Below are 26,304 nucleotides of genomic sequence, written 5' to 3'. Positions count from 1 at the left end.
ATAGTTCCTATTATAATTCTTCGATTGTTTGGAAGTTATTAGTAAATACGCAGATGTTGCCTGCAATAGTTAAGCTTTTCTCTACTATTTCACGAGCGCTTAAATCTGTATTTTCTAAAAGGGCGGTTGCAGCTGATTGTGCAAAGTTACCACCACTGCCAATTGCAATTAGGTCGTTTTCAGGTTGAACCACATCGCCATTACCGGTAATAATTAAAGAGGCTGTTTCGTCTGCTACAGCGAGCAGCGCTTCGAGTTTTCGAAGTGCACGGTCGCTGCGCCAATCTTTAGCCATTTCTACTGCGGCTTTAGTTAGGTTTCCTTGGTGCATTTCTAATTTGCTTTCAAAGCGTTCGAAAAGAGTGAAGGCATCAGCAGTACCGCCGGCAAAACCAGCGATTACTTTGCCATTATAAAGACGTCGAACTTTGCGGGCGTTGCCCTTCATTACGGTATTACCAAGAGACACTTGGCCATCGCCGCCAATTACAACCTTGTCGCCACGGCGTACACTTACGATAGTAGTCATGTTATTCCTCATCATCGAGCTGCAGAGGCAACTCGTAAAAAACGATTATGAAGAGGTTATATGGGTGAATGGTTTATTTTCAAGTCCAGCCCCAAATTCCGCAGCCGACTATTTTTACACGTTTAAGTTTGTTTTTATCACTTTCGGCTTGGCGTTTGGTTTTATATGGGCCTAAGCGCACTTTATACCAAGTACCATTGCTGCCTTCAGCCTGTTTTATTTCAGAAATGAGGCCTGCAAATGCTATTTTAGCTTTTAGCGATTCCGCTTGTGCGTGGGTTTTAAACGAACCACACTGCATAACGTAAGGACCTTTTTGCTCAAGTTCTTTCACTTCAACTTGAATCTCGTGGTTTCTAATTTCTTTAATAAACTCTGGTGTGCGTGGAATAACCACTTCTACTTTTGCGGGCGCAGTGGGGTTTGCTTGTTTTTCGACAAGTTTTGGATCTGCATTACTTTTAATAAACCATAATGTATAAGCAAAACCACCGACGAGTAAGATGGCTATGACAGCTAAAAGAATAGGAAATGGTTTTTTAGCGGGTGCGTTTTTTTTACTGTTTCTGCCTGCAGGCTTTTTGTTAATATAATCGTGCTGTGCCATGGTGTTATTTTGGCCTTAACCTAAATCATGTCTATAGGGTCTACGTCTAAGCTCCAGCGTACTTTTTGTGCAAGTTTACTTGAACTTAAATAATCAACCATTTGCGCAAGGTACTGATGTAATATGCGACGATCTTGCGCTTGAATATGTAATTGAAAACGATACATACCTGCGACTTTTTCAAGTGGAGCAGGGATCGGACCGAGCAATTGTATACCAGATACCCCATTCACAGGAACCAAATCCGTCAAAAAATCGACGACTAGCTTAATGCTGTGTCCTTGTGCACGGACAATAGCCATATTTGTAATGGGTGGTAAGTCTGCATCATCGCGTTCACTCAGTGCAAAGCGAGCAAAGTCTTGGTAACCATTATTAACTAAGTCTTGTAAAAGCGGGTGTTCTGGAAAGTGTGTTTGTAATAATACTTGCCCAGGCTCCCCTGAACGCCCAGCTCGCCCCGCGACTTGAGTAACTAACTGTGCTAAATGCTCTGTTGCCCTAAAGTCGCATGAGTATAAACCGCTATCTACGTCTAAAATTATAACAAGGCTTACATCTGCAAAGTGATGGCCTTTGGCAAGCATTTGTGTGCCAACTAAAATGCGTGCACCGCCTAGGTTTATTTCATCTAGTGCTTTTTCAAGGCTGCCTTTACGGCGAGTTGAATCGCGGTCTATGCGAGTAACGGGTGTATCTGGAAACTCGGTCGATAAAAACTCTTCAATTTGCTCTGTACCTTTGCCATTTGGAAATATTTGCGTACTTCCACAATCAGGACATTGGTGAGGAACAGGGTATTGATCGCCACAGTGATGACAAATCATTTGCCCAATCGCTTTATGAAATGTGGCGCTGGTACTGCAGCGTTTACATTCACTTAGCCAGCCACATTCATGGCAAATAAGAGTGGGTGAAAAACCTCGGCGATTTAAAAAAACCATAACCTGTTTACCGCGATTTAAGTGTTGGCGCATAGTTGCAAGGCTTGCATGTGCAATACCTGCTTGGTCGGGTTGGCCTTTCATATCGAGTAACTTAAATTGGTTATCTGTCGCAGTTTGCGCGCGCTCGGTTAAACTTAGTAGCTGATATTTGTTATTAATTGCTTTGTGAAGTGTTTCAAGTGCGGGTGTAGCACTGCCTAATATAAGTGGTATTTTATGCTGAAAAGCTCTGTATGCGGCCAAATCACGAGCATGGTAACGAAGGGTATCTTGTTGCTTAAATGATGAATCGTGCTCTTCATCGACAACTATCATACCGAGTTTTAAAAATGGCAGAAAAATACTCGAACGTGTGCCTATAACTATTGCACAACTGCCTTTTTCGCAAAAACGCCATGTTTGCAATCGCTCGTTGTCGGTAAGGGCTGAATGCCAAAGCATAATGGGTGTATCAGGAAAGCGGCGACGAAAACGGTTTACAGTTTGTGGCGTTAAGCCTATTTCTGGCACTAATACTAATGCTTGCTCGCCACGTTTTAATACTTCTTCTAGGCACTGTAAATACACTTCTGTTTTACCACTGCCAGTTACGCCCTCTAATAAAAAGCTGCTAAATCCATTGCTTTGATTTATTGCTGTACAGGCAACCGCTTGTTCTTTATTAAGTACAGGTTTACTACCGACAGTTGGTGCAACGCTTTGCCATTGGTTATCGTGTTCAATAGTTTGCGTAATGAGTTCTTTATCTATTAGGCTATCTATTGTTTTTTTACTAAAGCCAAGAGCTTTTAATTCGGTTAACGATGATTTCCCCGATTGCGACAACTGCTTTAATAAATTGAGTTGTGTTTTGGCTTTTAATGACGGTACTTTTGAGCCTTTTTCTGTCAGAGCAACCATGTTAATACTGGTTTTATCTGGCGATTCACCTTGGCGAAGTGCACTCGGTAGCGCTATGTGAATAGTTTCGCCTAAGGGATAGCAATAATAGCGGGCAGTAAAGCTAAGGAGTTCTAAATGTTGGGCGCTTAAAATAGGGGTGTCGTCTATTACCTCTATAATATTCTTAATTTTATCTAAAGGGACGTCGGTACTGTTTTTAATACCCAGAACAACAGCTACTTTTTTTTGATTACCAAAAGGTACTAAAACCCGCATGCCCGGTAGTATGGGTGTTGATAAGCCACTGAGCTGCTCTTCTATTTTATAATCAAAGGTGCGTGGAAGCGGGACTTTAATAGCAACTTCAACAAAACTCATAACAACTCAACCCGTAAAATTAATGCTGTAATGTACTAAAAATACCGCTAAAAACCTACTAGCAATAGTACTTGAGAAAGAGATTGTTCACTTTTTTAGCGAAAAGATAAATAAATACTTGTGCAGGGGAAGGTTGTTGGATAAAATCCGCCACCAACAAATTTGTTTTAACGACGTATGGTGCCAGACTTCGGGTTTGGAGAGCGATGCGGCCTTAACTAGAGGTTCCTATGAAAGAAGGTATTCACCCTAAGTACGAAGTAATTTCTGCAACATGTTCATGCGGAAACAAATTCGAAACTAGCTCAACTCTTTGTAAAGACATTCACTTAGACGTATGTTCTGCGTGTCACCCGTTTTACACTGGTAAGCAAAAGATTTTAGACACTGGCGGCCGTGTTGATCGCTTCAACAAGCGCTTCGGTGCACTTAGCAGCAAGAAGTAATTATTGCTGTTTAGTTAAAAAAAGCACCTTAGGGTGCTTTTTTTGTGTCTAAAATTTACCACTTCTTATCTTATTTAGCTTGCTCGAGCTACATCACACCTTGCATAACTATTTCCTATTCTTATTCTGAGTATGCATAAACCTTTGCAGACAAATTGATAGATATTCTCTATATTTTAAATAGTACAAATTTTAACTAGGTTGATAAAAGTAGCTAACGTGGGCTTATCTGTTTTTAAAGTAGTGTAGTAGGCTGTTATTTTAAGTTTATGATGATACGTTAAACATACATTTTTTTAATATTTTAATAGACATAAACGCACCTCAAAACTTACTTTTTTGGTGAATTTTTATTTATCAAATGTTTATATAATCCTGCAAAGTTACTGAAAAACCTCTTAAAATTAAAGGATATAGCATATAACAGGATAGACCTGATATTGCTTGGAATTTAAAAATAATAAGGGTATCGTACCCCAAGACTCCACCTCTCACTTTAACTTAAATTGCAGGATACCATCGCGTTATGTCTGACTTTCGTGAACAAGCACTACATTATCACTCACATCCCGTACCTGGTAAAATTAGCATTGAGCTAACAAAACCAGCTGAAACAGTTCAAGACTTAGCCCTAGCTTATAGCCCAGGTGTCGCTGAGCCTGTACGTGAAATTGCCGCAGATCCTGCAAATGCATATAAATATACCGGTAAGGGTAACATGGTTGCGGTTATCACTAATGGTACTGCAATTTTGGGCTTGGGTAATTTAGGTCCTTTAGCGTCTAAACCAGTAATGGAAGGCAAGGCGTTATTGTTTAAACGTTTTGCAGGGCTTGATTCTATTGATATTGAAGTAAAGCACAAAACAACAGAAGACTTTATTAACACGGTTGCCAATATTGCTGACACATTCGGTGGTATTAACCTTGAAGATATTAAAGCACCAGAGTGTTTTGAAATTGAAAAAGCATTAATAGAGCGTTGTAGCATTCCTGTTTTTCATGACGACCAACACGGCACCGCCATTGTTACGGCTGCCGGCATGTTAAATGCACTAGAAGTACAAGGTAAATCAATTGAAGATGCAATAATTGTATGTTTAGGTGCAGGCGCTGCTGCAGTTGCGTGTATGGAACTGTTAATTAAGTGTGGTGCACTGCGTGAACACATTTATATGCTTGACCGCAAAGGTGTTATTCATACTCGTCGCGATGATTTAAATGAATATAAACAGCTTTTTGCTAACAATACCGATAAACGCACATTGCAAGATGTAATTGCAGATGCTGATGTGTTTGTTGGTGTTTCGGGTCCTAACTTGTTAGCTGCCGAAGATTTAAAACTAATGGCAAAAAAACCGGTCGTGTTTGCATGTTCAAACCCAGATCCAGAGATCGATCCTGCACTTGCTCACGGCGCACGCAACGATTTAATTATGGCAACAGGGCGCTCTGATTACCCTAACCAGGTTAACAATGTTTTATGTTTCCCGTTTATTTTCCGTGGTGCACTTGATGTACGTGCAAGCGCGATTAACGATGAAATGAAAATTGCTGCAGTTGAGGCTATTCGTAGTATTGCCAAAGAGCCTGTACCTGCAGAAGTTTTAAAAGCCGCAGGCGTAGATAAGCTAGAGTTTGGTGCGCAGTACATTATTCCAAAACCAATGGATCCGCGTTTACTACCGCGTATAGCTAAAGCTGTAGCACTTGCTGCGGTAGAGTCGGGTGTTGCGCAAATTGACTTGCCTGAAAATTATATGGCGTAATATATAACGCTTAAACAAAAAAACCTCAGCAATGCTGAGGTTTTTTGATTAAAAAGGTAACGATTTATTCTTCGTTTAAAATAGGCACTTCTAAACCCATTTCTTGCATTATCTTTTTAACTTCTTCTGGTACTTTTTCTGCGTTGTCTTTACGTAGGTCATCGTCATTTGGTAAAGGTTGGCCAGTAAATGCATGCAAAAACGCCTCACATAGCAATTCACTATTTGTTGCATGGCGAAGGTTGTTGATTTGACGACGCGTACGCTCATCCGTTAAAACTTTTAATACATTTAGCGGGATCGAAACGGTGATCTTTTTAACTTGCTCTGATTTTTTCCCGTGTTCTGCGTATGGGTGAATATACTCACCATTCCATTTAGCCATAAGATGTATCGTTGCCTCAGATTATTAATTTCTCACACGGTATAAAAAGCGTGTAAATATGCGTGAAATTCTATCGATTTAAAAAAGATAGTCAAATAATAGATACCGATCTATCTTAATAAGCCTATTTGGGATGTAAAAATAAGCTCACTTTTGTGAGCTAAAATGTGGTACTAGCAAACGCCTTACCTAACTTTAGCCATCTAGAGCTTTAAAACCCTTTGACTTATTAAAACGGATAACTTACTCTTTTAGACGTCTAAACATCCAAATTAATCAGGTGACGAATATGAGCGAAAAAAACAAAGCGACCATTGCTGTACGTAACGGCGTTGATGCTGATAAACATCATGGTGCAGTGGTGCCGCCAATTTATTTATCAACGACTTATTCGTTTGCCGACTTTGATACTAAGCGTGAGTATGATTATGGCCGCAGTGGTAACCCTAATCGTGATATTTTAGCAGAGACGCTTGCTAAGCTTGAAGGTGGCGCTCGTGGCATAATTACGGCCACTGGTATGGCTGCCGTGCATTTAGCTACTCAGCTACTTAACAGTGACGACACGTTAGTAATTCCACATGATTGTTATGGTGGAAGCTATCGTTTATTTACATCGTTACAAAAACGCGGACTATTGAAGCTTGAAGTATTAGATTTAACAAAAGAAAAAAGCCTTCAACAAATTTTAGCAATTAAACCTAAGCTTATTTGGATAGAGACTCCAAGTAACCCAGTACTTCGTTTAACCGATATTAAAGCGGTTACCGATGTTGCTAAGCAATGCGGTGCATTGGTTGCCGCAGATAACACGTTTTTGTCTCCTGCCTTACAAAACCCTATTAAGTTTGGTGTAGATATTGTGGTGCATTCAACTACTAAATATATTAACGGGCACTCAGATGTAGTGGGCGGCGCTGTTATTGCTGCAACACAAGAGCTTGGTGATGAGCTTGCTTGGTGGGCAAATAATATTGGTATTACGGGCGCTCCTTTTGATAGTTATTTAACGCTTCGTGGTCTACGTACTTTAAATGTGCGCTTAAGGCAGCACCAAGAAAATGCGCTAGCAATAGCTGAGTACCTTGAAAGCTCCAATTTTGTAAGCCAAGTTTACTATCCTGGACTTGAGTCGCATCCTCAACATGAACTTGCTAAAGCACAACAACTTGGCTTTGGTGGCATGGTTAGTTTTGATATTAAAGGCGATATAAACGACGCGGCAGCATTTTTAACTAGCCTTAAAACGTTTAGTTTAGCTGAGTCACTAGGTGGCGTAGAGAGCTTAATTTGTCACCCTGCAACTATGACGCACGCAGGTATGGAGGCAAAGGCACGTTTAGAAGCGGGTGTGGGCGATACGCTTATTCGTATTTCGGTTGGGATTGAAGATATACACGATTTAATAGCTGACTTTGAACGAGTATTTGAACTTGTAAAACCAGGGCAAAATAAAAATGTTGGCCGTGTAGGCAAAGGTGCTGGCACTTCTGGTGGAAACGTTAAATTAAGTGCAGCCCGTCCAGCGCTTTGGTAATTAATACCAATCCGCAATAATACCTAATCAATTTGAGGGATTAAACCGCACGATAACATCGTTAAAAATTCCTAATATAGAACAACTAAATAACGAAATTTTTGCCTTGTTATCGATACGGTTTTCTTACCTCAAAATAGACAACTTAATTAAGCGAATTGGTATAAATATGGTCAATTGTGTACATAAATTTGGTGGTTCAAGCTTAAGCTCTAGTGAGCGCTATCAAAGCGTAGCTAAAATAATTATTGGGCATACTCAGCCGGGCGACTGTGTTGTGGTGTCTGCTGCAGGTAAAACTACAGATACACTTGTGTCGTTGTGGCAAAGTTATCAGCTGCAAGACACGCAAGCTGTCGCTGATATTTTACTGCAGTTAAATAACCATCAAAGCGATTTAATTGAGCAGTTATTACAAGCTGATTTAAAGCGCTGCGCACTTAGAACACTAAATACCGAGCTTAGTAATATTGCAGAACTTGCTCAAGCTGAGCAGCTAAAAGAGGCTGCGTTACTTGCGCACGGGGAACTGTGGTCAGCACGTTTACTCGCTACTTATTTACAGCAGCTAAATATTGAGGCGTGTGCTCAAGATGCCCGTAGTCTTTTTACCTTAAACGATGGTGAATTAATGCATGCGCAAAATGCGCAGCAATGTCGACAGTCAATTTTGCCTAATAAGATAAATGTTGTTACTGGGTTTATTGCCGCCGATACGAAAGGTGAGACCGTAACACTTGGACGCAACGGTAGCGATTATAGTGCAACACTACTTGCAAATTACTGTAATGCTAAGCAAGTATGTATTTGGACCGATACACAGGGAGTGTTTAGCACTGATCCTCGTAAGGTAAAAAAAGCGATTAAATACGGCAAAATTTGTCGCGGGCAAGCTAATTTATTAGCTCGTTTGGGTAACCCTGTATTACATGCAAAAACACTATCGCCACTTAAAAACACAGATATTAAGCTAGCTGTTCGTAGTAGTTTTGATGTGCAAGCAAGCCCAACAGATATAGTAAAAGAAGGTTCAGCAAAGAAAAAGCGTTTTATAACCACGCTGCAAAATGTTGATTTGTTAATGGTTGAAGGATTAAGTGAAGGTGAGGTCGCAAGCGTTAGTCAGCTTATTCAACATAGCCTTCATCATTTTAACCATAATGGTGAAGTGTATTTAGTAGTACCGGCTGCACAAACATATCAAGTTATTAATTACTTTGCTGGTAGAGCTAATATTAGTGAGTCAAATTTAAATGGCTGTGCAATTATTGCCCCTGAGCAAGACGTTAGCGTATTAAAACTGCAAGCTTTAGAAGTATTAGCTGAGCAGACTATAAAACCGCGTTTTGTGCATCAAGATAATGGTTATGTTTTATTACTAACAGACCAATTTATAGATAGCGATATACAAAGCGCCTTACACGATAAGCTAATCAATAAAGGCCAAGAAATAGCCGTTATAGTTGCGGGCCTTGGCAATGTAGGCGATGCTTTTATTGAGCAGTTATCGGCACAATTTGAGCGTTTATCAGACGACTTTAGTATTAAATTGGTAGCGCTGGTTCGCTCTAAACATATGTTATTTAATGCAAGTGGCATAAATATATCGCAATGGAAAACTCAATGGCAGCATGAGGCGAATAGCTATGAAGCTGCGGATTTACTTAATGCGATAAGCGAGCTTGACTACGAACATAAAGTTTTAATTGATATTACTGCAAGTGAGCAGTTTAGCTTTTTATATACAGATTTTGTAGACCGAGATTGTCATTTAATTAGTGCTAACAAATATGCAGGTACAGCACCTACTTCTTGGTATAAAGCACTTCGTAGTAACCTTGGCGAACGTAATTTACATTGGCGATATAATACAAGTGTAGGTGCAGGCTTGCCTATCAATTTTGCTTTGGCTGATTTGCAAAATAGTGGTGATAAAATTACGCGTATTGAAGGCGTGTTCTCGGGTACACTTTCGTGGTTATGTAGTAAGTATGATGGTACCACTGCTTTTTCTGAGTTGGTATTAGAAGCACAGAAAATGGGGTTCACAGAGCCTGACCCTCGCGAGGATTTATCTGGACGAGATATGCAGCGTAAGTTACTTATTTTAGCCCGAGAGTTAGGTATAGAGCTTGAGCTTGATGATATTAGCTTATCGGCATTAATGCCCGGTGAGCTTGCGCTAGGAAGTTGGGAAGACTTTCTAAACAATAAAGCCCAGCTAGATGCGTTCATTGAAGAGCATGCTGATACAGCAAAAGCTAATAACTCAGTACTGAGATACACAGGCCTATTAGATATAACAAAAACTGAAGTTATCGCTAAAGTAGGAGTTACGTATGTGCCCAATGGGAATGCGTTAGCAAACCTTACACCTGGCGATAATATTTTTGTAATTAATAGCAAATGGTATAGTGATAACGCGCTTGTGATTCAGGGGCCTGGGGCTGGGAAAGAAGTAACCGCTGCGGGTGTACACTCTGACTTATATTGGCTTGTTCAAAACTTAAAATAAGCGATTATTTAAATTAAAACGGCAGCTTAAATAAGCTGCCGTTTTTGTATTACAGAGATATTATTAAAATAGCTCTTCTTCGGTTTTTGTGTCTTCTTCAAATATATCGTTTGGCTGAGATAGCACATACTTTGTCGGTGCAGTGCCTTTTTCGAAGTATTCAAAGCGGCTGGTGTAGTCATTTTTGTGGCTTAGCAAACCAGTGGCTAAATCAATACGAATCGAAACAAGCCCCTCAGGTGGCTCAATTGGCGCTTCAGGTGTTCCCTCAAGTGCGGCTTTCATAAATTCAATCCATGCAGGCTGCGCTGTTTTAGCCCCCGATTCAGCACCAGATATTTGGCTGCTATCTAAGTTGTTATTGTACGTAGAACGACCAAGAGCGTTACCTGGGTTATCAAAGCCCACCCACACAGAAGTCATTACTTTACTGTTAAAACCACTAAACCAGGTGTCTACAGAATCGTTAGTTGTGCCTGTTTTACCCGAAAGATCACGACGTTCTAAAGCTTGTGCGCGCCAACCTGTACCACTCCAACCCGTTTTATGGGCCCAACTACCGCCGCCCCAAATACCACTGTGCATTGCATCAGCAATTAAAAAAGCATTCTGCTTAGAAATAATTCTCGGTGCACATTTTTTTGTTGGCTCCACTTCATCACTACTATTATGAAGTGAGAATTCATTATGTGTTGGTAAAGGCTCTTCGTCACAGGCAAGGGCAGGGTTTGCTTTGAACAATACATTACCGTAAGCATCTTGAATTTCTGAAATAAAGTAAGGTTCAATTAAGTGGCCACCATTGGCAAATGCACTCATGCCACGGGCAAGTTCAAGTGGAGTAATGGAAGCACTACCCAGTGCTAGTGATTCACTGCGATTAATGTCTGAATCTTTAAAGCCAAACTTTAATAAATGATCAGCTGTACGTTGTAATCCAACGCCGCGTAGTAAGCGCACCGAAATAACGTTTTTAGACTGTGCTAAGGCACGGCGAATTCTTATCGGACCATTATATACAGCAGGGCTGTTTTTAGGACGCCATGCTACGCCTTGGCTTTTATCCCATTGGTTTATAGGAGCATCGTTTAATATAGACGCAAGCGTGTAACCTTTTTCAAGTGCTGCTGAATATATAAAAGGTTTTATATTAGAACCTACTTGACGCTTTGCTTGTACCGCTCGGTTATATTGACTTTGCTCAAAGCTGTAACCACCTACAATAGCTTTAATTCTTCCATCTTGTGGGTCGAGTGACACAATAGCACTTGATGCTTCTGGTATTTGGCTTAGTAAGTAGCTGTCATCTTCATTTTTACGCACCCATATTTGCATTCCTGGCGTTAAAATATCTGTAGCTGCTTTTGGAGCAAAACTTTGGCGGTAACGAGTAATATATTTACGCGCCCATTTTAAGTTATCCCAAGTAAGAGTTGTGCGCTCGCCACTTTTAAGTAATACCGACGCTGTTTTATCATTAACACTAAGCACGGCTGCTGCTTTCAAAGTACCCAACTCATTTACGCTTTGTAATTTATTGAGTATTTGTTGCTCAGTTAAAGCAGGTTGTGTTTCAGGGTCCCATAAAACATCTGTTGGTCCTCTAAAACCATGGCGCATATCGTAATTATGTAAGTTGTTTACAAGTGCGTTTTGCGCTGCTTTTTGAACTTTAGACTCTACCGAGGTGAAAATTTTAAATCCTGAGTTGTAAGCTTTATCTATTCCATAACGCGAGACCATTTCAGCGCGCACCATTTCAGAAATATACGGGGCGTATAAATTTATTTCAGCACCATGAAAATAAGCGGTGATAGGTTGGCTCGTTGCTTCGTTATATTCTTCTTGAGTAATATAATTTTCAGTTAATAAACGCCCTAAAACAACATTTCGGCGTGCTTTTGCACGCGTTGGGTTACGAATTGGGTTTAAAGCTGAAGGGGCCTTCGGTAAACCTGCAATCATCGCCATTTGTGCAAGTGTTAAATCTTTTAACTCCTTACCGTAATAAACTTGTGCTGCAGCACCAATACCAAAAGCGCGATTACCTAATTCTATTTTATTAAGGTAAAGCTCTAAAATTTCGTCTTTTGTTAATACACCTTCAATATGTAGCGCTATAAATATTTCTTTAACTTTACGAATATATGCTTTTTCGCGAGTTAAAAAGAAATTACGAGCAAGCTGCATAGTAATAGTACTTGCGCCTTGTTTTTTCTCGCCGGTAGATATAAGAACAATAGCCGAACGCACAATACCTATAGGATCTATGCCTATATGATCGTAAAATCGATTATCTTCTGTCGCTAAAAATGCATTAATGAGTGTTTGAGGAATTTCATCAATAGTCACTGGAATACGACGCTTTTCACCAAATTGATTGATTAAAAGCCCATCTTTTGTGAATACTTGCATAGGAGTTTGTAATTGCACGTCTTTTAAAACTTGCACACTGGGGATATCAGGTTTAACGTAGTAATAAAGACTGACCAAAGTGATCAGACCAATTAACACACAAATGATAAAAAATTGTAAAGTTCGTTTTAATAAAATCACTTATATTTCCCTAAATGGACTCCCAATTGCGAGTTTTGACTGCTAGTATATATTGATTAAAAAATGAATAATATTTTTTCAGATAAAAATTATAACTTGTTTATTATTAAAACAAAGGCCAAGTTGAAACATGCTAAGTCAACTATTTCAAAAACCGTCCCCGATGATGGTAGGAATTGATATTGGATCGCACTCTATCAAAGCGGTGCTTTTACGTGAAATTGAAACTGGATTTCGACTAGAAGCACTTGCAATTGAGCCGATGCCAAAAGGTGCGATGAGTGAGCGCACAATCCAAGATATTGAAGCGATTGGTAACGTTATTACAAAATTAAGAAAAAAATTACCGAAGTCGTTAAAATCTGCTGCAGTGGCTGTTTCTGGCCAAACAGTTATTACAAAAGTGATCTTCATGGATGTATCGTTAACAGATGCTGAACTTGAATCGCAAATTGAAATTGAAGCTGATAGTTTAATCCCTTACCCGCTTGATGAAGTGAGCCTCGATTTTGAGAAGCTTTCTACGAATGAGGCCGATCCTAGCAAAATGAATGTTTTACTTTCAGCTGCTCGTACTGAGAGTGTTGAAGCACGGGTGGGCGCTTTAGAAGCCGCAAATTTAGAAGCCAAAATAGTAGATGTAGAAAGCTACGCATTGAGCCGTGCTATGGACGTTTACTATCAACAATTACCTAGCGATGCATTTAATAAGTGTGTGGCTGTGGTCGATATTGGCGCAGTTTTAATGCTTGTGAGTGTTGTGCAAGCTGGGGAAACCATTTATACCCGTGACCAAGTTTTTGGTGGCGATCAATATACAAATAGTATTGTTGCTTATTATAATAAAGGCTTTGATGAGGCAGAAATAGGCAAAACATCAGGTGATTTACCGCCAAACTATACCTTTGAAGTATTAGCCCCTTTTCAAACTTCGTTGCTTCAACAAGTTCGCAGAGCTGTGCAAATGTTTTTAACAACCAGCGGTAAAGAGCAAATAGATTATATTGTATTAACGGGCGGTACATCGATGATAAAAGGTATCGACCGATTGCTTATTGAAGAACTCGGTATCCACTCAGTTGTTGCAGAGCCTTTTGTAAATATGGAAATTTCCCCAAAGGTAGATCGTAATATAATGCAGCGTCACAAAACGCAGTTTGCAATTGCAACAGGGTTGGCATTAAGGAGTTTTTCAACATGCCACATATAAATCTACTGCCTTGGCGTGAATCACAACGCGAAGAATCGAAAAAGAAATTTGTAACTATACTTGTTGGTGTCGTTATACTTTGTTTTGCAAGTATGTATTTATTAAGCTCTTTTTATAGTGCCTTAAAAGACGGTCAAAACTTAAAGAATAATTATTTAAGCTCAGAAATTAGCATGCTAGATAAAAAAATAAGTGAAATACGAAGCTTAGATAAAAGAAAGGAAAATTTACAACAGCGTATGAGGCTCATTGAAGAATTGCAAAGCAGCCGTAACTTGGGTACGCAAATAATGGATGAAGTTGCCAAAATAGTGCCAGGTGGTGTTTATTTAACAAAACTGGAGCGCAAAGGCAGCCAAATACATGTTTTAGGACGTAGTGAATCTAATAATCGTCTATCAACAATGCTCCGCCAAGTACAAAGCTCATATTTACTAGAGAATCCTTCAATGCAGGGCATTGTTGCAGGCGATCAATCTTCGCGTTTACTTAGTGATTTTAATATGGAATTTTATGTAAAACCATTTGATAAAATTGGTGAGGTTAGCGATGAACCTTGATTTTAAAGCACTGAGTGAAATTGATTGGAATGAAATAGAGCTTGATAACATTGGTGATTGGCCAATTGCTGTTAAAGCAATTTGCTGCACATTTGTTGCGGGCCTTGTATTGTTTTTTAGTTATAGCCTATTAGTTTCTGATGAAATTGACAGCTACCATAGTGCCGTGGCAAAAGAAGTTGAACTACGAACAACTTATCGAACTAAGTATGCAGTAGCGAGCAAGCTTGAAATATATCGTCAACAAATGATTGAAATGGAAGATAAGTTTTCACAGCTATTAAAGCGTCTACCCACTTCGAACGAAACTCCTGGTTTACTTGATGATTTATCATATGTTGGGACAACGAGTGGTCTGACTTTTTTAAAAATAGGTTGGCTGCCAGAAGTTGAAAAAGAATTTTATACCGAGCTGCCTATTAAAATCGAAGTAATAGGTAGCTACCATGAGTTTGGTGAGTTTGTAGGTAAAGTGGCCCAGTTACCCCGAATTGTAAGCTTACATGACTTTTCTATTTTATCATCGGGCGATAAACAGTTAACATTCAGTGTTGTTGCAAAAACATATCGTTATGAAGAAGGGGTTAAAAAATGAAACTCCTTCGCGTAGTACCTTTAGCTATAGCGTTTGTTTTAGCTGGTTGTAATGATGACACTTCTGAGCAAAAAGAATTTATTGATCAGGTAAAAGCAAGCACCACACCAAAGGTTGAGACGATTCCTGAACTGACAAAGTTTGAAATATTTGAGTACAGTGCTGGTCAGCTACGTAGCCCGTTTGTAGCGCCTCAGCCTGAGATTATTCAAAATAAACTAACGCAGGTAAAAAACTGTTTGCACCCAGATCAAGAGCGTCGCCGCGAACCGTTAGAGAAATACCCGCTAGATAATTTAGCAATGAAAGGCACAATTGGCTCTAGTGGACAAATATGGGCATTAATTACAGCAACAGATGACACTTTGCACCGCGTAACGGTAGGGAATTATCTTGGAAGTTATGATGGCAAAGTAAAAAGAGTAAGCAACGACTATATAGAATTAGTGGAATTAATCCCTGATGGGTCTGGCTGTTGGAAAGAGCGCCTGACGAAATTAGAAATGTTAGAGGCGGCAACAGATGGCGCAAATTAATAATAAAAAAGGTAAAAATAGGATGCATAAGGATGTACTTTGGCTTCATCGTATTTCACGGACATTACTGGCTGCTGTTGCTTTAGTCACTGTAAACTCAGCCATAGCTGGGCCATTGCTTTATGATGTTCGTTATAATCCATTACTTAAAGGCGAAACTGAATTACAGCTTGTTTTTGATGAAGAGTTAACCTTTGAACCAAAAGTTCAAGTGTTTAATAGCCCAGCCCGAATCGAAATGTTTTTTGATTCTGCAGAGTTAGAAGTTGGTTTAAATGATGTTGAAGTTAATCAAGCTGGAATTAGCAGTGTTACTAATGTTTTAACTAACAGTGGTTTAAAGGTAACGGTAAACTTAGATAGATTAAAAATTTATGAGACTGAAGTTCATAACAATTTAGTATCGATACGTGTCTCTGATAAACCTCTTACAGAACCTGAAAATGAAGATGTAGTGATGGACTCAGGTGATGAAAGTGGAAATTACATTAACCGTATCCAGTCAATTGATTTTAGACGTGGTGAGAAGGGTGAAGCAAAAGTACTTGTATTTTTACAAGACACTCAAGCTGCAATTGAAGTCCATGAAAGTGGCGGGAAAATTTACGCTGACTTTCATCACACCGATATTTTAGACGATCTACTTTATGAATTAGATGTATTAGATTTTGGAACTGTTGTAAGTAATATCGAGACTTTTAAAGAAGATGGTTTAAGTCGTGTTGTTATCGAACCTAATGCTCAGTTCACGTTTACGTATCAGCAAATAGATAATATTTTAACGTTGACAGTAGAAAAAGATGAAACGCAAAATGCGTACTTAGATGGTGGTGTTGAGTATCAAGGTCGCCCTATGACCTTAAATTTTCAAGATATCTCTGTGCGTGCAGCACTGCAAATTATCGCGGGTTACAACGATTTTAACTTAGTAACCAGTGATTCAGTAACGGGCAATATAACGCTGCGCCTAGATGGTGTACCGTGGGATCAAGCGCTTGACGTAGTACTACGTATTAAAGGGCTAGATAAGCGCATGGATGGCTCTATATTAATGGTAGCGCCTGCAGAAGAACTTGCAGCACGTGAAGCCAAAGATTTAAAAGCTAAACAGCAAGTTGAAGACTTAGAGCCTCTATATAGTGAATACATCCGATTAAACTATGCTAAAGCCGAAAATTTTGCTGATCTATTAAAAACAGATACAAACAGTATTATAACTGCCCGTGGTAGTGTATCTGTTGATCAACGTACAAATACTTTGTTAGTAAAAGATACTGTTAAGAGTATAGGAAACATTCGCCGCATGATTGAAACGCTTGATATTCCAGTGCAGCAGGTTGTAATAGAATCTCGAATGGTAACTGTGCGCGATAACGTTACTGAAGACTTAGGCGTACGTTGGGGCTTTAGTGACCAAGGCAGTAGTGTTGGTATTTCAGGCTCTCTTGAAGGCGCAGAAGGTATTTATAATGCGACATCTACTTCAGATGCACCAAGTATTTCAGACCGATTAAATGTAAATTTACCTATCACTAACCCTGCGGCTAGCATTGGCTTACACATAGCAAAACTGGCTAACGGCACGCTGATTGATTTAGAGCTAAGTGCGCTTGAGGAAGAGAATAAAGGCGAGATTATTGCTAGTCCACGTATAATAGCGGCTAATCAGCAAAAAGCCCGAATAGAGCAAGGTACTGAAATTCCTTATACTGAGTCAGCTTCAAGCGGTGCTACTACCGTAAGCTTTAAAAAAGCGGTACTGAGCTTAGAAGTTACACCTCATATCACACCTGATAATAAAGTAATTCTAGATTTAATTATTACTCAAGATACACGTGGTGATACTGTACAAACAGGTACTGGTGAAGCGGTGTCTATTGATACTCAAGAAATTCAAACACAAGTGTTAGTCGAGAATGGCCAAACCGTAGTACTCGGTGGTATTTTCCAACAGCAAATCATTAATACTACGAGTAAAGTGCCAATTTTAGGTGACATTCCTTACGTAGGAAGACTATTTAAAACCACAAGTGAGTTTAATGAAAAGCGTGAATTACTTATTTTCGTGACACCGAAAATACAAATTGATTAAAATACAGTGGTTTTATGTTAACCAACGGGTGATTATTTAGATTAATTGCTCGTTATATGGCTTTTTATTCTAATTGACTTGAAATACCCCTGCAATTACTGAGATAATCCCCTCCTTAATTTTGGGGCCAGGTCGTTAGGCGGGGTTTTATTTCAAATTTTAGAGTTTGTTTGTACTAAAAGATATGGCTGAGAAACGTAATATATTTCTAGTTGGCCCCATGGGGGCTGGCAAAAGCACGATTGGTCGTCACATCGCTGACCAATTACACCTTGAATTTGTTGATTCTGATCAAGAAATCGAACGCCGCACAGGTGCAGATATTGCATGGGTATTCGATCTTGAAGGTGAAGAAGGCTTTAGACTTCGAGAAGAGTCTGTTATTGGCGATTTAACCGAGATGCAAGGTATTGTACTTGCTACCGGTGGTGGTTCAGTAATGAGCAAAGAAGTTCGAAACAAGCTTTCGGCTCGAGGTATAGTTGTATACCTAGAGACACCTATAGAAAAGCAAGTTGCACGCACGCAACGCGACAAGCGTCGCCCATTACTGCAAACTGAAGAAGCACCTCGTAACGTACTAGAGCGCTTAGCAGAAGAACGCGAGCCCCTATACAAAGAAGTTGCCGATTTTGTTGTACGTACCGATGAGCAAAGCGCTAAAGTTGTTGCTAACCAAATCATCGAGAAATTAGATTTTTAAAAACCAATAATAAGGAAATAACTAAGCATGCTTAAATTAACAGTTAATTTGGACGAGCGAAGTTATCCTATTTATATTGGGCAATCTGCACTTCAAGATAATGGCCGCCTGGTTCACCACATTGGTGATTGTCGGCCTATCATCATTACTAATGACACAATAGCGCCTTTATATTTACAAGCGTTACTTGACTCATTAGCAGATCAAAATCCGCTATCTTTTATTATTCCTGACGGTGAACAATATAAATCACTTGAATGGTTTGAAAAAATATCAGCATTTTTACTACAAAATAACTGTGGCCGAGATACGTGTTTAATCGCGTTAGGTGGCGGTGTTATAGGTGATCTAACTGGTTTTGTAGCAGCGTGTTATCAGCGCGGCGTACCGTTTATTCAAATACCAACGACAGTGCTTTCACAGGTTGATTCATCGGTAGGTGGTAAAACGGCAGTAAATCATCCTTTAGGTAAAAATATGATAGGGGCATTTTATCAGCCTCAAGCGGTTTTTATTGATACACAAACATTACACACCCTACCAGCAAGAGAGTTTGCAGCAGGTATGGCTGAAGTAATTAAGTATGGTCTGATTTACGATACCGAATTATTTGTATACTTAGAGCGAAACGTAGCTAATTTGCAGCAACTAGATGAAACGTGCTTACAGCATATTATTTTTAGATGTTGTGAAATAAAAGCGCTTATAGTTGCGCAAGATGAAAAAGAGCATGGTTTACGTGCTTTATTAAACTTAGGTCATACATTTGCCCATGCAATTGAGGCAGAAATGGGCTACGGCGTTTGGTTACATGGCGAAGCTGTTGCAACAGGCATGGTATTAGCAGCTAAACTTGCCAAGACACGCCAAGATTTAAGCGCAAGTGAAGTTGATCGAATTATTAAGCTGCTTGAACTATATAATTTACCAACAGAAATTCCAAAGCAAATGACTAGCGAGCAGTTCCTAACGCATATGCGTAAAGACAAAAAGAATAAAAGAGGCACTATACGCTTTATTCTACCTACCCAATTTGGCCAGTGTGCATTAGTTGATGATGTCTCTGATGACCAAGTTAGAGACTTAATCGAGCAGTAAATGCAGTCACAAATTTTACCAAGCCGTGCGGCTTTGGTGGATAGAATCGCACTGCAATTTGAGTACGGACAAAATTTAATAGTTTTACTTGGCACATCGGGGCTAGGTAAAAGTTATATGCTCGAAACCTTCATTACAGATAAATACAATGACTTTAATAAAGCGTTTGTGCAAGTAAGTGCACAAATGACTGACGCTCAGCTAATGAGCGATTTATTAGAGCAAAGCTTTAATTCCCCTTTAGTTGATCATAATTTAAGTTTACCTGAAAACTATTACCAGCTGCTTGAGCAACAGCAGTGCGGACCTTGTTTATGGGTGCTTGATGGCGGTAGGCAATTATCTGAAGAGATACTAATTGAGCTTGAGCTGCTTTCTAAAAATAGCCCTAATACGTTGTATATCATAATTGCATCACAGTCTAAAATTGCTTTAAATGACGCTGTCGAAATTTACTTGGAGCCACTGACGCTTCGAGAAAGCAAGATGTTATTGCAGTGGTACTTTACTGATTTACCTTATGATGAAGACCCTGTTTTTAGTACTTTTTTAGCCGAGGCTCATGGTAACCCCAGTTTATTGCTTGCTTGGCAACCTAGTGAGCACATAGCCGATATTATCGTTAAAGATAAAGTATCTTGGCGATTGCACTTATTGATTTTGATGTTGTTAATTATGCTTTTAATTATTGGTCTGCTTTATAAGTCTGATATGACGCAGTGGTGGCAACAATATTATCAGCAGGAAGAAACACAAGTCCTAAATACAGCAATATCTGTAGAGGAAGTAAGTGAGCCGGTTATAAAGCAAAATGACTCAGTAGTTACCTTAAATGACCCAGAAGTAGTTGAGCCAGATATTGAGCCAGAGAGCGTACACATTAATGATGTGCCTGCTATCATGCAAAGTCTTACCGAACCTGCAAATACCGTTAAGGTATTAGATAATGCTATTGATAATAGCGTTAAAAACAAAAGCAGTGAAGCAGGTGACGTTGTATCTAAAGCTCTAAAAGTAGAGAAAGTAAATACAGCAGAGCAAACTCAGATCAGCCAAGATAATATTTGGTACATGCAGCAAGCAGATACAAATAGTGTTATTCAATTATTAGCGGTAACTCAGCAGGAAGTTCGCGATAATTTCATTGCTCAATTCAATCTACAGCAGCAAGCACACACTTACCAAACGAAGCGAAATAATCAAATATGGTGGGTTGTTACATTTGGCAGCTTTGAGAGTATAAACGAGGCAAAATCAGCAATGGATACTTTACCCCCTGGGGTTAGAAAAAATAAACCTTTCTATAAAAAAATTAGTAAAATAAAGCAAGAAATAGCAGTCGTTGATCAGTAAAACACACTGCTTTAGTGTAAAATCGCGCAACACCAGATTGAAGTAAAGAGCCAATGCAGCAAAAAAGTAGAGCCTTCCTTAAATGGGCCGGCGGAAAATACAGCCTAGTTGAAAACATTAATGCGCGATTAAACCAAGCTAGCAAGCATGCTGATACTTTGGTTGAACCTTTTGTTGGTGCAGGCTCTGTGTTTTTAAATAGTGACTTTAAGCACTATATCCTCAATGATATCAATGCAGACTTAATTAACTTATATAAAGAGCTTAAAAGCTCTCCAGATGAGCTTATTAGTGACGCTAAAAAGCTATTTGTTGATTTGAATAATCACGCAGATGCTTATTACGAATATCGTGTGCAGTTTAATCAAAGCCGTGATGTATACGAACGTTCAATCTTGTTTTTATACATGAACCGCCATGGTTACAACGGACTGTGTAGGTATAATTTAAAAGGCATTTTTAATGTGCCTTTTGGTAAGTATAAAAAGCCTTACTTTCCTGAAAAAGAAATGTATTTTTTTGCTGAAAAAGCACAAAAAGCAACGTTCACTTGTTTAGATTACGATGACGTTTTTAAGTTAGTGCCTAACAATGCTGTTATTTATTGCGACCCACCTTATGTGCCATTAAGTAAAACCGCTTCTTTTACGTCATACGCTAAAGGGGGTTTTAATTTAGATGATCAGGCTAACTTAGCTAATTTGGCAGAACAAGCCGCATTTGAAAATAACACGCCTGTGCTTATTTCAAACCACGATACCGTGTGGACGCGTAAAATTTATAGCCAAGCATCGCTTGAACAAATTCAAGTAAAGCGCACTATTAGCCCCAAAGGTGGCTCTAGAAATAAAGTTGACGAGTTGATGGCTATGTATTTAGCACCCAAGCAACCACTGCGTAAATTGCGATAACAAAAGCAACAAATAGTACAATCGCAATTAAAATGATGGATAAAGGGGAGTGTTGTTTAAAATCGACTTGGCGTTTATTTTCAGACTGAACACCAAAAAATGCAGCTAGCACACTTTGCAACGCGCTAAAAAATTGTAGCATTATTTAAAATAAAGGTTTTAAAGAAGGAGCGTTTTTAGAATCTTCAGAACTAGTAAGTAGTTCCAGTAAATCAAGGTAATGAAACTGAGCACTACGGCTATCGCCAGTTAACCACGAAAACCATGATGACTCTTCTTCAGCTTTAATACACGCAGTTAAAGTGTTTTGAGCACTTACCACTTGTGTATTATGACAATTACTCACTGAGCTTAATTCTTGCTCAGAGCTTGAACCAAAGCTAAACGCCCCGATAAGCAGTAATGCCGACGCAATTAATATCCCAATTTTAAAAGCACGCATGATGAAATCCAATAATTTGTTACTTTTTTAATCATAGCAAATATTGGTTAAATATCAAACTTAAAGTTACCTAAAATGGGGGCTATTACGCCATATTACTTGGGTAACATCTTCAATTAAGTTACATTAACGCAATACACTATTTATTGATGGAGTTAATCATGTTTAACCCAGAGCAAAAATATTTAATAGCCCCTTCTATTTTGTCTGCTGATTTTGCAAAGCTAGGCGAAGATGTTGATAAAGTTCTCGAAGCGGGTGCTGATGTGGTTCACTTTGATGTAATGGATAATCACTATGTACCTAATCTCACAATTGGTCCTATGGTGTGTAAAGCACTAAGAGATTACGGTATTACAGCACCTATCGACGTACATTTAATGGTTAAGCCTGTAGATAGCATAATACCTTTATTTGCTGAGGCTGGTGCTTCTATTATTACTTTTCATCCTGAAGCCAGTGAGCACGTCGATCGTACAATACAGTTAATTAAAGATCACGGCTGTAAAGCAGGCTTAGTGTTTAACCCAGCAACAAGCCTAAGTTATTTAGACCATGTTATTGATAAGCTAGATACTATTTTACTAATGTCGGTAAATCCTGGGTTTGGCGGGCAAAGCTTTATCCCTCATACGCTTGAGAAATTACGCCAAGCAAAACAGCGTATTATTGAATCAGGCCGAGATATTCGCTTAGAGGTTGATGGTGGTATTAAAGTCGATAATATTGCAGCAGCGGCTCGAGCGGGTGCTGATATGTTTGTTGCAGGCTCAGCTATTTTTAATCAACCTGATTACAAAGTAGTGATTGATCAAATGCGTGAGCAGCTTGGAAGTGTTAAGTAATGAAGTACGATGTCGCCTTATTTGATTTAGATGGTACTTTGGTTGATAGCGTTTACGACTTGTATATCGCTATTAATTTAACCTTGAGCGATTTTGCTTTTCCTATTGTTAGTCAACGCTTGGTTGAAAGTTGGATTGGTAATGGGGTTGAAGTCCTTGTTAAACGCGCTTTGAGTGGCGATATGCAAGTGAGTGAAAATCTAGATGAGTCACTTAGTGGCAAAGCAATATTACAGTTCTATAAGTATTATGAACAGCAAGTTGGTGAGTATAGTGTTTTGTACCAACATGTAGAAACAGGGCTTGCAGCACTTCGCGGTATGCCTAAAGCATTAATCACTAATAAGTCTCGAATTTTTACAGAGAAACTACTCGAAAAATTGGCACTAACGAGTCATTTTGATGTGGTTGTATGCGGTGACGACATGGCAAAAAAACCATCGCCAGAACCATTGCTATTTGCCTGCAAAAAACTAAATGCGGAGCCTAATAAAGCAATAATGATAGGTGATTCTAAAAGCGATATACTTGCAGCTAAAGCCGCTAATATAGACGTAATTGCACTTAGTTATGGCTATAACCAAGGTGAAAGTCTTGAGGATTATAATCCGCAGTACCTATGCGATAACTTCTTAGATATAATACCTGTTCTAACGCAGCGTTAAATATTATTCATTAAGCAAAATAAAGGAAAATCATGAGTAAACCAGTAGTTTTAAGCGGCATTCAGCCAACCGGTGGTATGACAATAGGCAACTATGTTGGCGCTATTAACCAGTGGCTAAAGTTACAGGAAGACCACGAAAGTTTCTTTATGTTAGTAGACTTACACGCTATTACGGTTCGCCAAGAGCCTGAATTACTGCGCTCTCGAGTGTTAGATGGTATTGCTCTTTACGCGGCATGTGGCATTGATCCTGAAAAATCTGCGTTATTTGTACAATCGCAAGTACCTGAGCACGCACAATTAGCATGGGTATTAAATTGTTACGCGCAAATGGGTGAGCTTAATCGAATGACTCAGTTTAAAGACAAGTCATCTAAGCACGCAAATAACGTAAACGTGGGCTTATTTTCATATCCAGTATTGCAAGCTGCGGATATTTTATTATACCAAGCTGATCAAGTACCAGTAGGGGATGATCAAAAGCAACACTTAGAGCTGACTCGCGATATAGCCACACGCTTTAATAATTTATATGGCGACGTATTTAAATTACCAGAGCCGTACATCCCTGAGTTTGGTGCACGCGTAATGAGCTTGCAAGATCCACTTAAAAAAATGTCTAAGTCTGACGAAAACCCAAATGGTTACATCATGTTATTAGATGAGCCTAAGCAAATTGTGAAAAAGCTTAAAAAAGCAGTAACTGATTCAGATGAACAAGCACGTATATATTTTGATCGCACAGAAAAGCCTGGCGTATCAAACTTGCTTACTTTATTGAGTGTTGCAACTAAGCGCTCAATTGAAGACCTAGTTCCTGAGTATGAAGATAAAATGTATGGCCATTTAAAGAAAGATACAGCAGATGCAGTTGTAAATATGATTGAGCCAATTCAAGCACGCTTTAAAGAGATCAGAGAAGATCAAAACCTACTTGATGGCATAATGAAGTCAGGTGCTGAAAAAGCAAGTGTACGTGCTGAGAAAACATTGAAATCGGTATACGATGCGCTTGGTTTTATTCCTCGCGGGTAAGTTTATTAAAATAAAAAATGCCGCTTGTTAGCGGCATTTTTTATATAGCACATATCAACATGATGGACCCAAATAGAAACAGTAACGATATAGCTAGTTTGTCTGTTTTATCCATTATTCAGCCCCTCTTACTGTTATATCTGCCGTGCTATCAATATCAACTAGAGAAACTTTATAGCCCTTATTTTCAAGTAAGGTAAGTAAACTATCTTGTCCTGCAAGATGGGCAACTCCAACAAGTACAAACTCATTTTTATCGTTGTTAAACATGGCTTCTACTTTTGGTAACCAATCATTATTTCTATCTGTAATGAGTTGTTTATAACTATTCGGATCATTTTTCTGCATATCTTCAAGTGCCACTTTATTCAGTGTGTCTGTATCACCTTTGCGCCAGGCAGCTAAAAGTCCGTTAAACATATCGCCATAGTTGTGCAGCTCGGCTAAGTTATGTTTAATGAAGTCGTTTTCGTTGCCTTGACCCATTGTTTTAAAAAGCTCTAACTGAAATTCCATTGTTTCTAAGTAATTTTTTGTTTTGTTATCTTCAGTCGCTTTTTTAGTAAAATAAGCATCAACACCTTCACCCATTAAATTTTGCTTTTGAAGCTCCATCGACATTAAAACAATACCAACCATAGCAGGGCGAAAGCCATCTAACTTAGCGAGATTAGCGCCAAACTCGTTAAGCTTATTTTCAAGTGAAGCTTTAACCTGGGGTTCTAGCTTTTGACTCAACGTTTCGTTATTTGTATACGATAGCGCACCTAGCATTTGCATTTGTGCATTGGTGTCGGCTGGATCAGGTAACGGTGCTTCTAAAATAATTGTATCTGCTTGTTCATAAGCATGGTTAAACTCAGCGGGCAGTGGCATTTCAGCTTTAGGTAGTATGTGAACTGTACCGCCAATAAATAGTGAGTCATTGCCATTACTTACTTTCCAAACAGAACTTTGAGCCTGTGCTGTATTTGCTAAAAGGCTGCAACTAAGTAATACGCTGGCAGATACTAATTTTTTTGTGAACTTTTTCATGATAATTCCTTAATATAACTTTTAATTTTATTGTTTTTAGTTCGATAACAGATTGCTGAAATATGCAGTAATTGACGATGTTACCTTTGAAAGATTTTTATCAATTTGCGAGTTTATTTTGCTCATTGAAGAGTCAAGCTCAGCTGATATTTGTTCATCCAGTGAAGAAAGTAACGTTTGTGTATCAACATTATTTTTTAAAGACTCAGAAGCGTCTATTTTGTTTGTTTTTTGTAGTTTTTGATTAGCAGGGTTAATTGCCTTTATGCTTTCACCAATCATGCATTTCTCAAAATTATTTTGAACGGTGTCTTGTTTAGTGTCAGCTGCTATAACTGAAGTAGTATTAAAAGCAGTTGCTAGTAGTAAAGCCGGTAGTACTTTTTTCATTGTGCTGTTCATAATTAAACCTTTTATATTTTTAAATGCAGCCAATTTAGAATCACAAATGATTTTTTACTAAGCTGCTTGTTGATGACGGTTTAAAGAATATCGCTGAATTTATTAAGAGTCGCTTATCTAGTTATGAGCAATTAATAGATAAGATTTTAAAGCTAAATAATTCTTTTAATTTAGTATGTTAGCTTTAAACCTTATAATGCTAATATAAGGTTTAAAATGCTTTTCTATAAAATAAAGTATAGATGTGATACGGTTTATAAAAATAAAAAT

General features: G+C 38.8%; 25 protein-coding genes. 16 read left to right on the top strand and 9 right to left on the bottom strand.

Going from position 1 to position 26,304, the window contains the following annotated elements; genetic code table 11:
• Positions 1–10: 10 nt before the first annotated feature.
• The 3 genes from hslV to priA all read right to left on the bottom strand — a co-directional run bounded on the left by hslV (position 11) and on the right by priA (position 3,343).
• The gene (hslV, locus tag H5090_RS15960) at positions 11–529 is read right to left on the bottom strand and encodes an ATP-dependent protease subunit HslV (protein ID WP_002958366.1); all 519 of its coding nucleotides are present in this window, start codon (positions 527–529) and stop codon (positions 11–13) included.
• Positions 530–608: 79 nt separating this feature from the next.
• On the bottom strand, positions 609–1,136 hold the full coding sequence (locus H5090_RS15955) for an SPOR domain-containing protein (RefSeq protein WP_024596311.1): 528 nt from the start codon (positions 1,134–1,136) through the stop codon (positions 609–611).
• 20 nt (positions 1,137–1,156) lie between these two features.
• Positions 1,157–3,343 (bottom strand): primosomal protein N', encoded by a 2,187-nt coding sequence (gene priA / locus H5090_RS15950; RefSeq protein ID WP_182696195.1) that lies wholly within the window; start codon positions 3,341–3,343, stop codon positions 1,157–1,159.
• 230 nt (positions 3,344–3,573) lie between these two features.
• Here priA and rpmE point away from each other — a divergent pair, with 230 nt between their 5' ends.
• Positions 3,574–3,789, top strand: coding sequence for a 50S ribosomal protein L31 (gene rpmE, locus H5090_RS15945; RefSeq protein ID WP_002958369.1), 216 nt, complete (start codon positions 3,574–3,576; stop codon positions 3,787–3,789).
• A gap of 526 nt (positions 3,790–4,315) precedes the next feature.
• Entirely contained in the window at positions 4,316–5,557 is a 1,242-nt protein-coding gene (locus H5090_RS15940) for a malic enzyme-like NAD(P)-binding protein (protein ID WP_182696194.1), read from the top strand.
• A 64-nt stretch (positions 5,558–5,621) separates the two neighbouring features.
• Here the strand turns inward: H5090_RS15940 and metJ are convergent, their stop codons facing one another.
• Positions 5,622–5,942 (bottom strand): met regulon transcriptional regulator MetJ, encoded by a 321-nt coding sequence (gene metJ, locus H5090_RS15935; protein WP_002958371.1) that lies wholly within the window; start codon positions 5,940–5,942, stop codon positions 5,622–5,624.
• A gap of 289 nt (positions 5,943–6,231) precedes the next feature.
• Between metJ and metB the strand changes: the two genes are divergently transcribed.
• On the top strand, positions 6,232–7,479 hold the full coding sequence (gene metB / locus H5090_RS15930) for a cystathionine gamma-synthase (RefSeq protein ID WP_182696193.1): 1,248 nt from the start codon (positions 6,232–6,234) through the stop codon (positions 7,477–7,479).
• Between the two features lie 169 nt (positions 7,480–7,648).
• A complete protein-coding gene (gene metL / locus H5090_RS15925) occupies positions 7,649–9,994 on the top strand; it encodes a bifunctional aspartate kinase/homoserine dehydrogenase II (RefSeq protein WP_182696192.1) in 2,346 nt (781 codons plus the stop codon).
• A gap of 63 nt (positions 9,995–10,057) precedes the next feature.
• On the opposite strand, the gene H5090_RS15920 is transcribed toward metL, so the two are convergent.
• A complete protein-coding gene (locus H5090_RS15920; RefSeq protein WP_182696191.1) occupies positions 10,058–12,550 on the bottom strand; it encodes a penicillin-binding protein 1A in 2,493 nt (830 codons plus the stop codon).
• 130 nt (positions 12,551–12,680) lie between these two features.
• Here H5090_RS15920 and H5090_RS15915 point away from each other — a divergent pair, with 130 nt between their 5' ends.
• The 9 genes from H5090_RS15915 (at position 12,681) to H5090_RS15875 (ending at position 21,608) form a co-directional block, all read left to right on the top strand.
• Positions 12,681–13,760: a pilus assembly protein PilM gene (locus H5090_RS15915; RefSeq protein WP_024596029.1), complete on the top strand. Its 1,080-nt coding sequence runs from the start codon at positions 12,681–12,683 to the stop codon at positions 13,758–13,760.
• Positions 13,748–14,320, top strand: coding sequence for a PilN domain-containing protein (locus H5090_RS15910; RefSeq protein WP_002958376.1), 573 nt, complete (start codon positions 13,748–13,750; stop codon positions 14,318–14,320). The genes H5090_RS15915 and H5090_RS15910 overlap by 13 nt, the downstream gene beginning before the upstream one ends.
• On the top strand, positions 14,310–14,915 hold the full coding sequence (locus tag H5090_RS15905) for a type 4a pilus biogenesis protein PilO (protein ID WP_024596028.1): 606 nt from the start codon (positions 14,310–14,312) through the stop codon (positions 14,913–14,915). The genes H5090_RS15910 and H5090_RS15905 overlap by 11 nt, the downstream gene beginning before the upstream one ends.
• Positions 14,912–15,451, top strand: a complete 540-nt coding sequence (locus H5090_RS15900) for a pilus assembly protein PilP (protein WP_002958378.1) — start codon at positions 14,912–14,914, stop codon at positions 15,449–15,451. Before H5090_RS15905 ends, H5090_RS15900 begins: the two co-directional genes overlap by 4 nt.
• On the top strand, positions 15,438–17,543 hold the full coding sequence (locus H5090_RS15895) for a type IV pilus secretin PilQ (RefSeq protein ID WP_182696190.1): 2,106 nt from the start codon (positions 15,438–15,440) through the stop codon (positions 17,541–17,543). Before H5090_RS15900 ends, H5090_RS15895 begins: the two co-directional genes overlap by 14 nt.
• A 184-nt stretch (positions 17,544–17,727) precedes the next feature.
• Positions 17,728–18,246: a shikimate kinase AroK gene (gene aroK / locus H5090_RS15890; RefSeq protein WP_004589350.1), complete on the top strand. Its 519-nt coding sequence runs from the start codon at positions 17,728–17,730 to the stop codon at positions 18,244–18,246.
• Between the two features lie 27 nt (positions 18,247–18,273).
• The gene (aroB, locus tag H5090_RS15885) at positions 18,274–19,344 is read left to right on the top strand and encodes a 3-dehydroquinate synthase (RefSeq protein ID WP_182696189.1); all 1,071 of its coding nucleotides are present in this window, start codon (positions 18,274–18,276) and stop codon (positions 19,342–19,344) included.
• Complete coding sequence (locus tag H5090_RS15880) at positions 19,345–20,697, top strand: SPOR domain-containing protein (protein ID WP_182696188.1); 1,353 nt, start codon at positions 19,345–19,347, stop codon at positions 20,695–20,697.
• A 53-nt stretch (positions 20,698–20,750) separates the two neighbouring features.
• Positions 20,751–21,608 carry a Dam family site-specific DNA-(adenine-N6)-methyltransferase gene (locus H5090_RS15875; protein ID WP_002958383.1) on the top strand — a complete coding sequence of 286 codons (858 nt, stop codon included), beginning with the start codon at positions 20,751–20,753 and terminating at the stop codon, positions 21,606–21,608.
• On the opposite strand, the gene H5090_RS15870 is transcribed toward H5090_RS15875, so the two are convergent.
• Complete coding sequence (locus tag H5090_RS15870) at positions 21,565–21,750, bottom strand: DUF2970 domain-containing protein (RefSeq protein WP_002958384.1); 186 nt, start codon at positions 21,748–21,750, stop codon at positions 21,565–21,567. The genes H5090_RS15875 and H5090_RS15870 overlap by 44 nt on opposite strands.
• 3 nt (positions 21,751–21,753) lie before the next feature.
• On the bottom strand, positions 21,754–22,050 hold the full coding sequence (locus tag H5090_RS15865) for a hypothetical protein (protein ID WP_002958385.1): 297 nt from the start codon (positions 22,048–22,050) through the stop codon (positions 21,754–21,756).
• 161 nt (positions 22,051–22,211) lie between these two features.
• Between H5090_RS15865 and rpe the strand changes: the two genes are divergently transcribed.
• The 3 genes from rpe to trpS are packed head-to-tail and all read left to right on the top strand — an operon-like array spanning position 22,212 to position 24,597.
• Positions 22,212–22,895, top strand: coding sequence for a ribulose-phosphate 3-epimerase (rpe, locus tag H5090_RS15860; RefSeq protein WP_002958386.1), 684 nt, complete (start codon positions 22,212–22,214; stop codon positions 22,893–22,895).
• Positions 22,895–23,560, top strand: a complete 666-nt coding sequence (locus H5090_RS15855; RefSeq protein WP_024606487.1) for a phosphoglycolate phosphatase — start codon at positions 22,895–22,897, stop codon at positions 23,558–23,560. Before rpe ends, H5090_RS15855 begins: the two co-directional genes overlap by 1 nt.
• 32 nt (positions 23,561–23,592) lie before the next feature.
• Positions 23,593–24,597, top strand: a complete 1,005-nt coding sequence (gene trpS / locus H5090_RS15850) for a tryptophan--tRNA ligase (RefSeq protein ID WP_002958388.1) — start codon at positions 23,593–23,595, stop codon at positions 24,595–24,597.
• A gap of 114 nt (positions 24,598–24,711) precedes the next feature.
• On the opposite strand, the gene H5090_RS15845 is transcribed toward trpS, so the two are convergent.
• A complete protein-coding gene (locus H5090_RS15845) occupies positions 24,712–25,632 on the bottom strand; it encodes a TraB/GumN family protein (protein ID WP_182696187.1) in 921 nt (306 codons plus the stop codon).
• Positions 25,633–25,668: 36 nt separating this feature from the next.
• Entirely contained in the window at positions 25,669–26,034 is a 366-nt protein-coding gene (locus H5090_RS15840) for a hypothetical protein (RefSeq protein ID WP_182696186.1), read from the bottom strand.
• Positions 26,035–26,304 lie beyond the last annotated feature (270 nt).

This window comes from Pseudoalteromonas sp. SR43-5 (assembly GCF_014163835.1).
In the GTDB taxonomy this organism is placed as follows: domain Bacteria; phylum Pseudomonadota; class Gammaproteobacteria; order Enterobacterales; family Alteromonadaceae; genus Pseudoalteromonas; species Pseudoalteromonas distincta.
This window is presented reverse-complemented; position numbering and strand designations above follow the sequence as displayed.

What these genes read in the sequence shown, in the direction of transcription:
- H5090_RS15955 (WP_024596311.1), bottom strand. Translation starts at nt 1,136, where the DNA reads ATGGCACAGCACGATTATATTAACAAAAAGCCTGCAGGCAGAAACAGT.
- H5090_RS15875 (WP_002958383.1), top strand. Translation starts at nt 20,751, where the DNA reads ATGCAGCAAAAAAGTAGAGCCTTCCTTAAATGGGCCGGCGGAAAATAC.
- H5090_RS15840 (WP_182696186.1), bottom strand. Translation starts at nt 26,034, where the DNA reads ATGAACAGCACAATGAAAAAAGTACTACCGGCTTTACTACTAGCAACT.
- H5090_RS15845 (WP_182696187.1), bottom strand. Translation starts at nt 25,632, where the DNA reads ATGAAAAAGTTCACAAAAAAATTAGTATCTGCCAGCGTATTACTTAGT.
- rpe (WP_002958386.1), top strand. Translation starts at nt 22,212, where the DNA reads ATGTTTAACCCAGAGCAAAAATATTTAATAGCCCCTTCTATTTTGTCT.
- H5090_RS15870 (WP_002958384.1), bottom strand. Translation starts at nt 21,750, where the DNA reads ATGCTACAATTTTTTAGCGCGTTGCAAAGTGTGCTAGCTGCATTTTTT.
- H5090_RS15895 (WP_182696190.1), top strand. Translation starts at nt 15,438, where the DNA reads ATGGCGCAAATTAATAATAAAAAAGGTAAAAATAGGATGCATAAGGAT.
- trpS (WP_002958388.1), top strand. Translation starts at nt 23,593, where the DNA reads ATGAGTAAACCAGTAGTTTTAAGCGGCATTCAGCCAACCGGTGGTATG.
- H5090_RS15910 (WP_002958376.1), top strand. Translation starts at nt 13,748, where the DNA reads ATGCCACATATAAATCTACTGCCTTGGCGTGAATCACAACGCGAAGAA.
- H5090_RS15940 (WP_182696194.1), top strand. Translation starts at nt 4,316, where the DNA reads ATGTCTGACTTTCGTGAACAAGCACTACATTATCACTCACATCCCGTA.
- aroB (WP_182696189.1), top strand. Translation starts at nt 18,274, where the DNA reads ATGCTTAAATTAACAGTTAATTTGGACGAGCGAAGTTATCCTATTTAT.
- H5090_RS15880 (WP_182696188.1), top strand. Translation starts at nt 19,345, where the DNA reads ATGCAGTCACAAATTTTACCAAGCCGTGCGGCTTTGGTGGATAGAATC.
- metJ (WP_002958371.1), bottom strand. Translation starts at nt 5,942, where the DNA reads ATGGCTAAATGGAATGGTGAGTATATTCACCCATACGCAGAACACGGG.
- H5090_RS15855 (WP_024606487.1), top strand. Translation starts at nt 22,895, where the DNA reads ATGAAGTACGATGTCGCCTTATTTGATTTAGATGGTACTTTGGTTGAT.
- metL (WP_182696192.1), top strand. Translation starts at nt 7,649, where the DNA reads ATGGTCAATTGTGTACATAAATTTGGTGGTTCAAGCTTAAGCTCTAGT.
- H5090_RS15905 (WP_024596028.1), top strand. Translation starts at nt 14,310, where the DNA reads ATGAACCTTGATTTTAAAGCACTGAGTGAAATTGATTGGAATGAAATA.
- rpmE (WP_002958369.1), top strand. Translation starts at nt 3,574, where the DNA reads ATGAAAGAAGGTATTCACCCTAAGTACGAAGTAATTTCTGCAACATGT.
- aroK (WP_004589350.1), top strand. Translation starts at nt 17,728, where the DNA reads ATGGCTGAGAAACGTAATATATTTCTAGTTGGCCCCATGGGGGCTGGC.
- H5090_RS15915 (WP_024596029.1), top strand. Translation starts at nt 12,681, where the DNA reads ATGCTAAGTCAACTATTTCAAAAACCGTCCCCGATGATGGTAGGAATT.
- priA (WP_182696195.1), bottom strand. Translation starts at nt 3,343, where the DNA reads ATGAGTTTTGTTGAAGTTGCTATTAAAGTCCCGCTTCCACGCACCTTT.
- H5090_RS15865 (WP_002958385.1), bottom strand. Translation starts at nt 22,050, where the DNA reads ATGCGTGCTTTTAAAATTGGGATATTAATTGCGTCGGCATTACTGCTT.
- hslV (WP_002958366.1), bottom strand. Translation starts at nt 529, where the DNA reads ATGACTACTATCGTAAGTGTACGCCGTGGCGACAAGGTTGTAATTGGC.
- H5090_RS15900 (WP_002958378.1), top strand. Translation starts at nt 14,912, where the DNA reads ATGAAACTCCTTCGCGTAGTACCTTTAGCTATAGCGTTTGTTTTAGCT.
- metB (WP_182696193.1), top strand. Translation starts at nt 6,232, where the DNA reads ATGAGCGAAAAAAACAAAGCGACCATTGCTGTACGTAACGGCGTTGAT.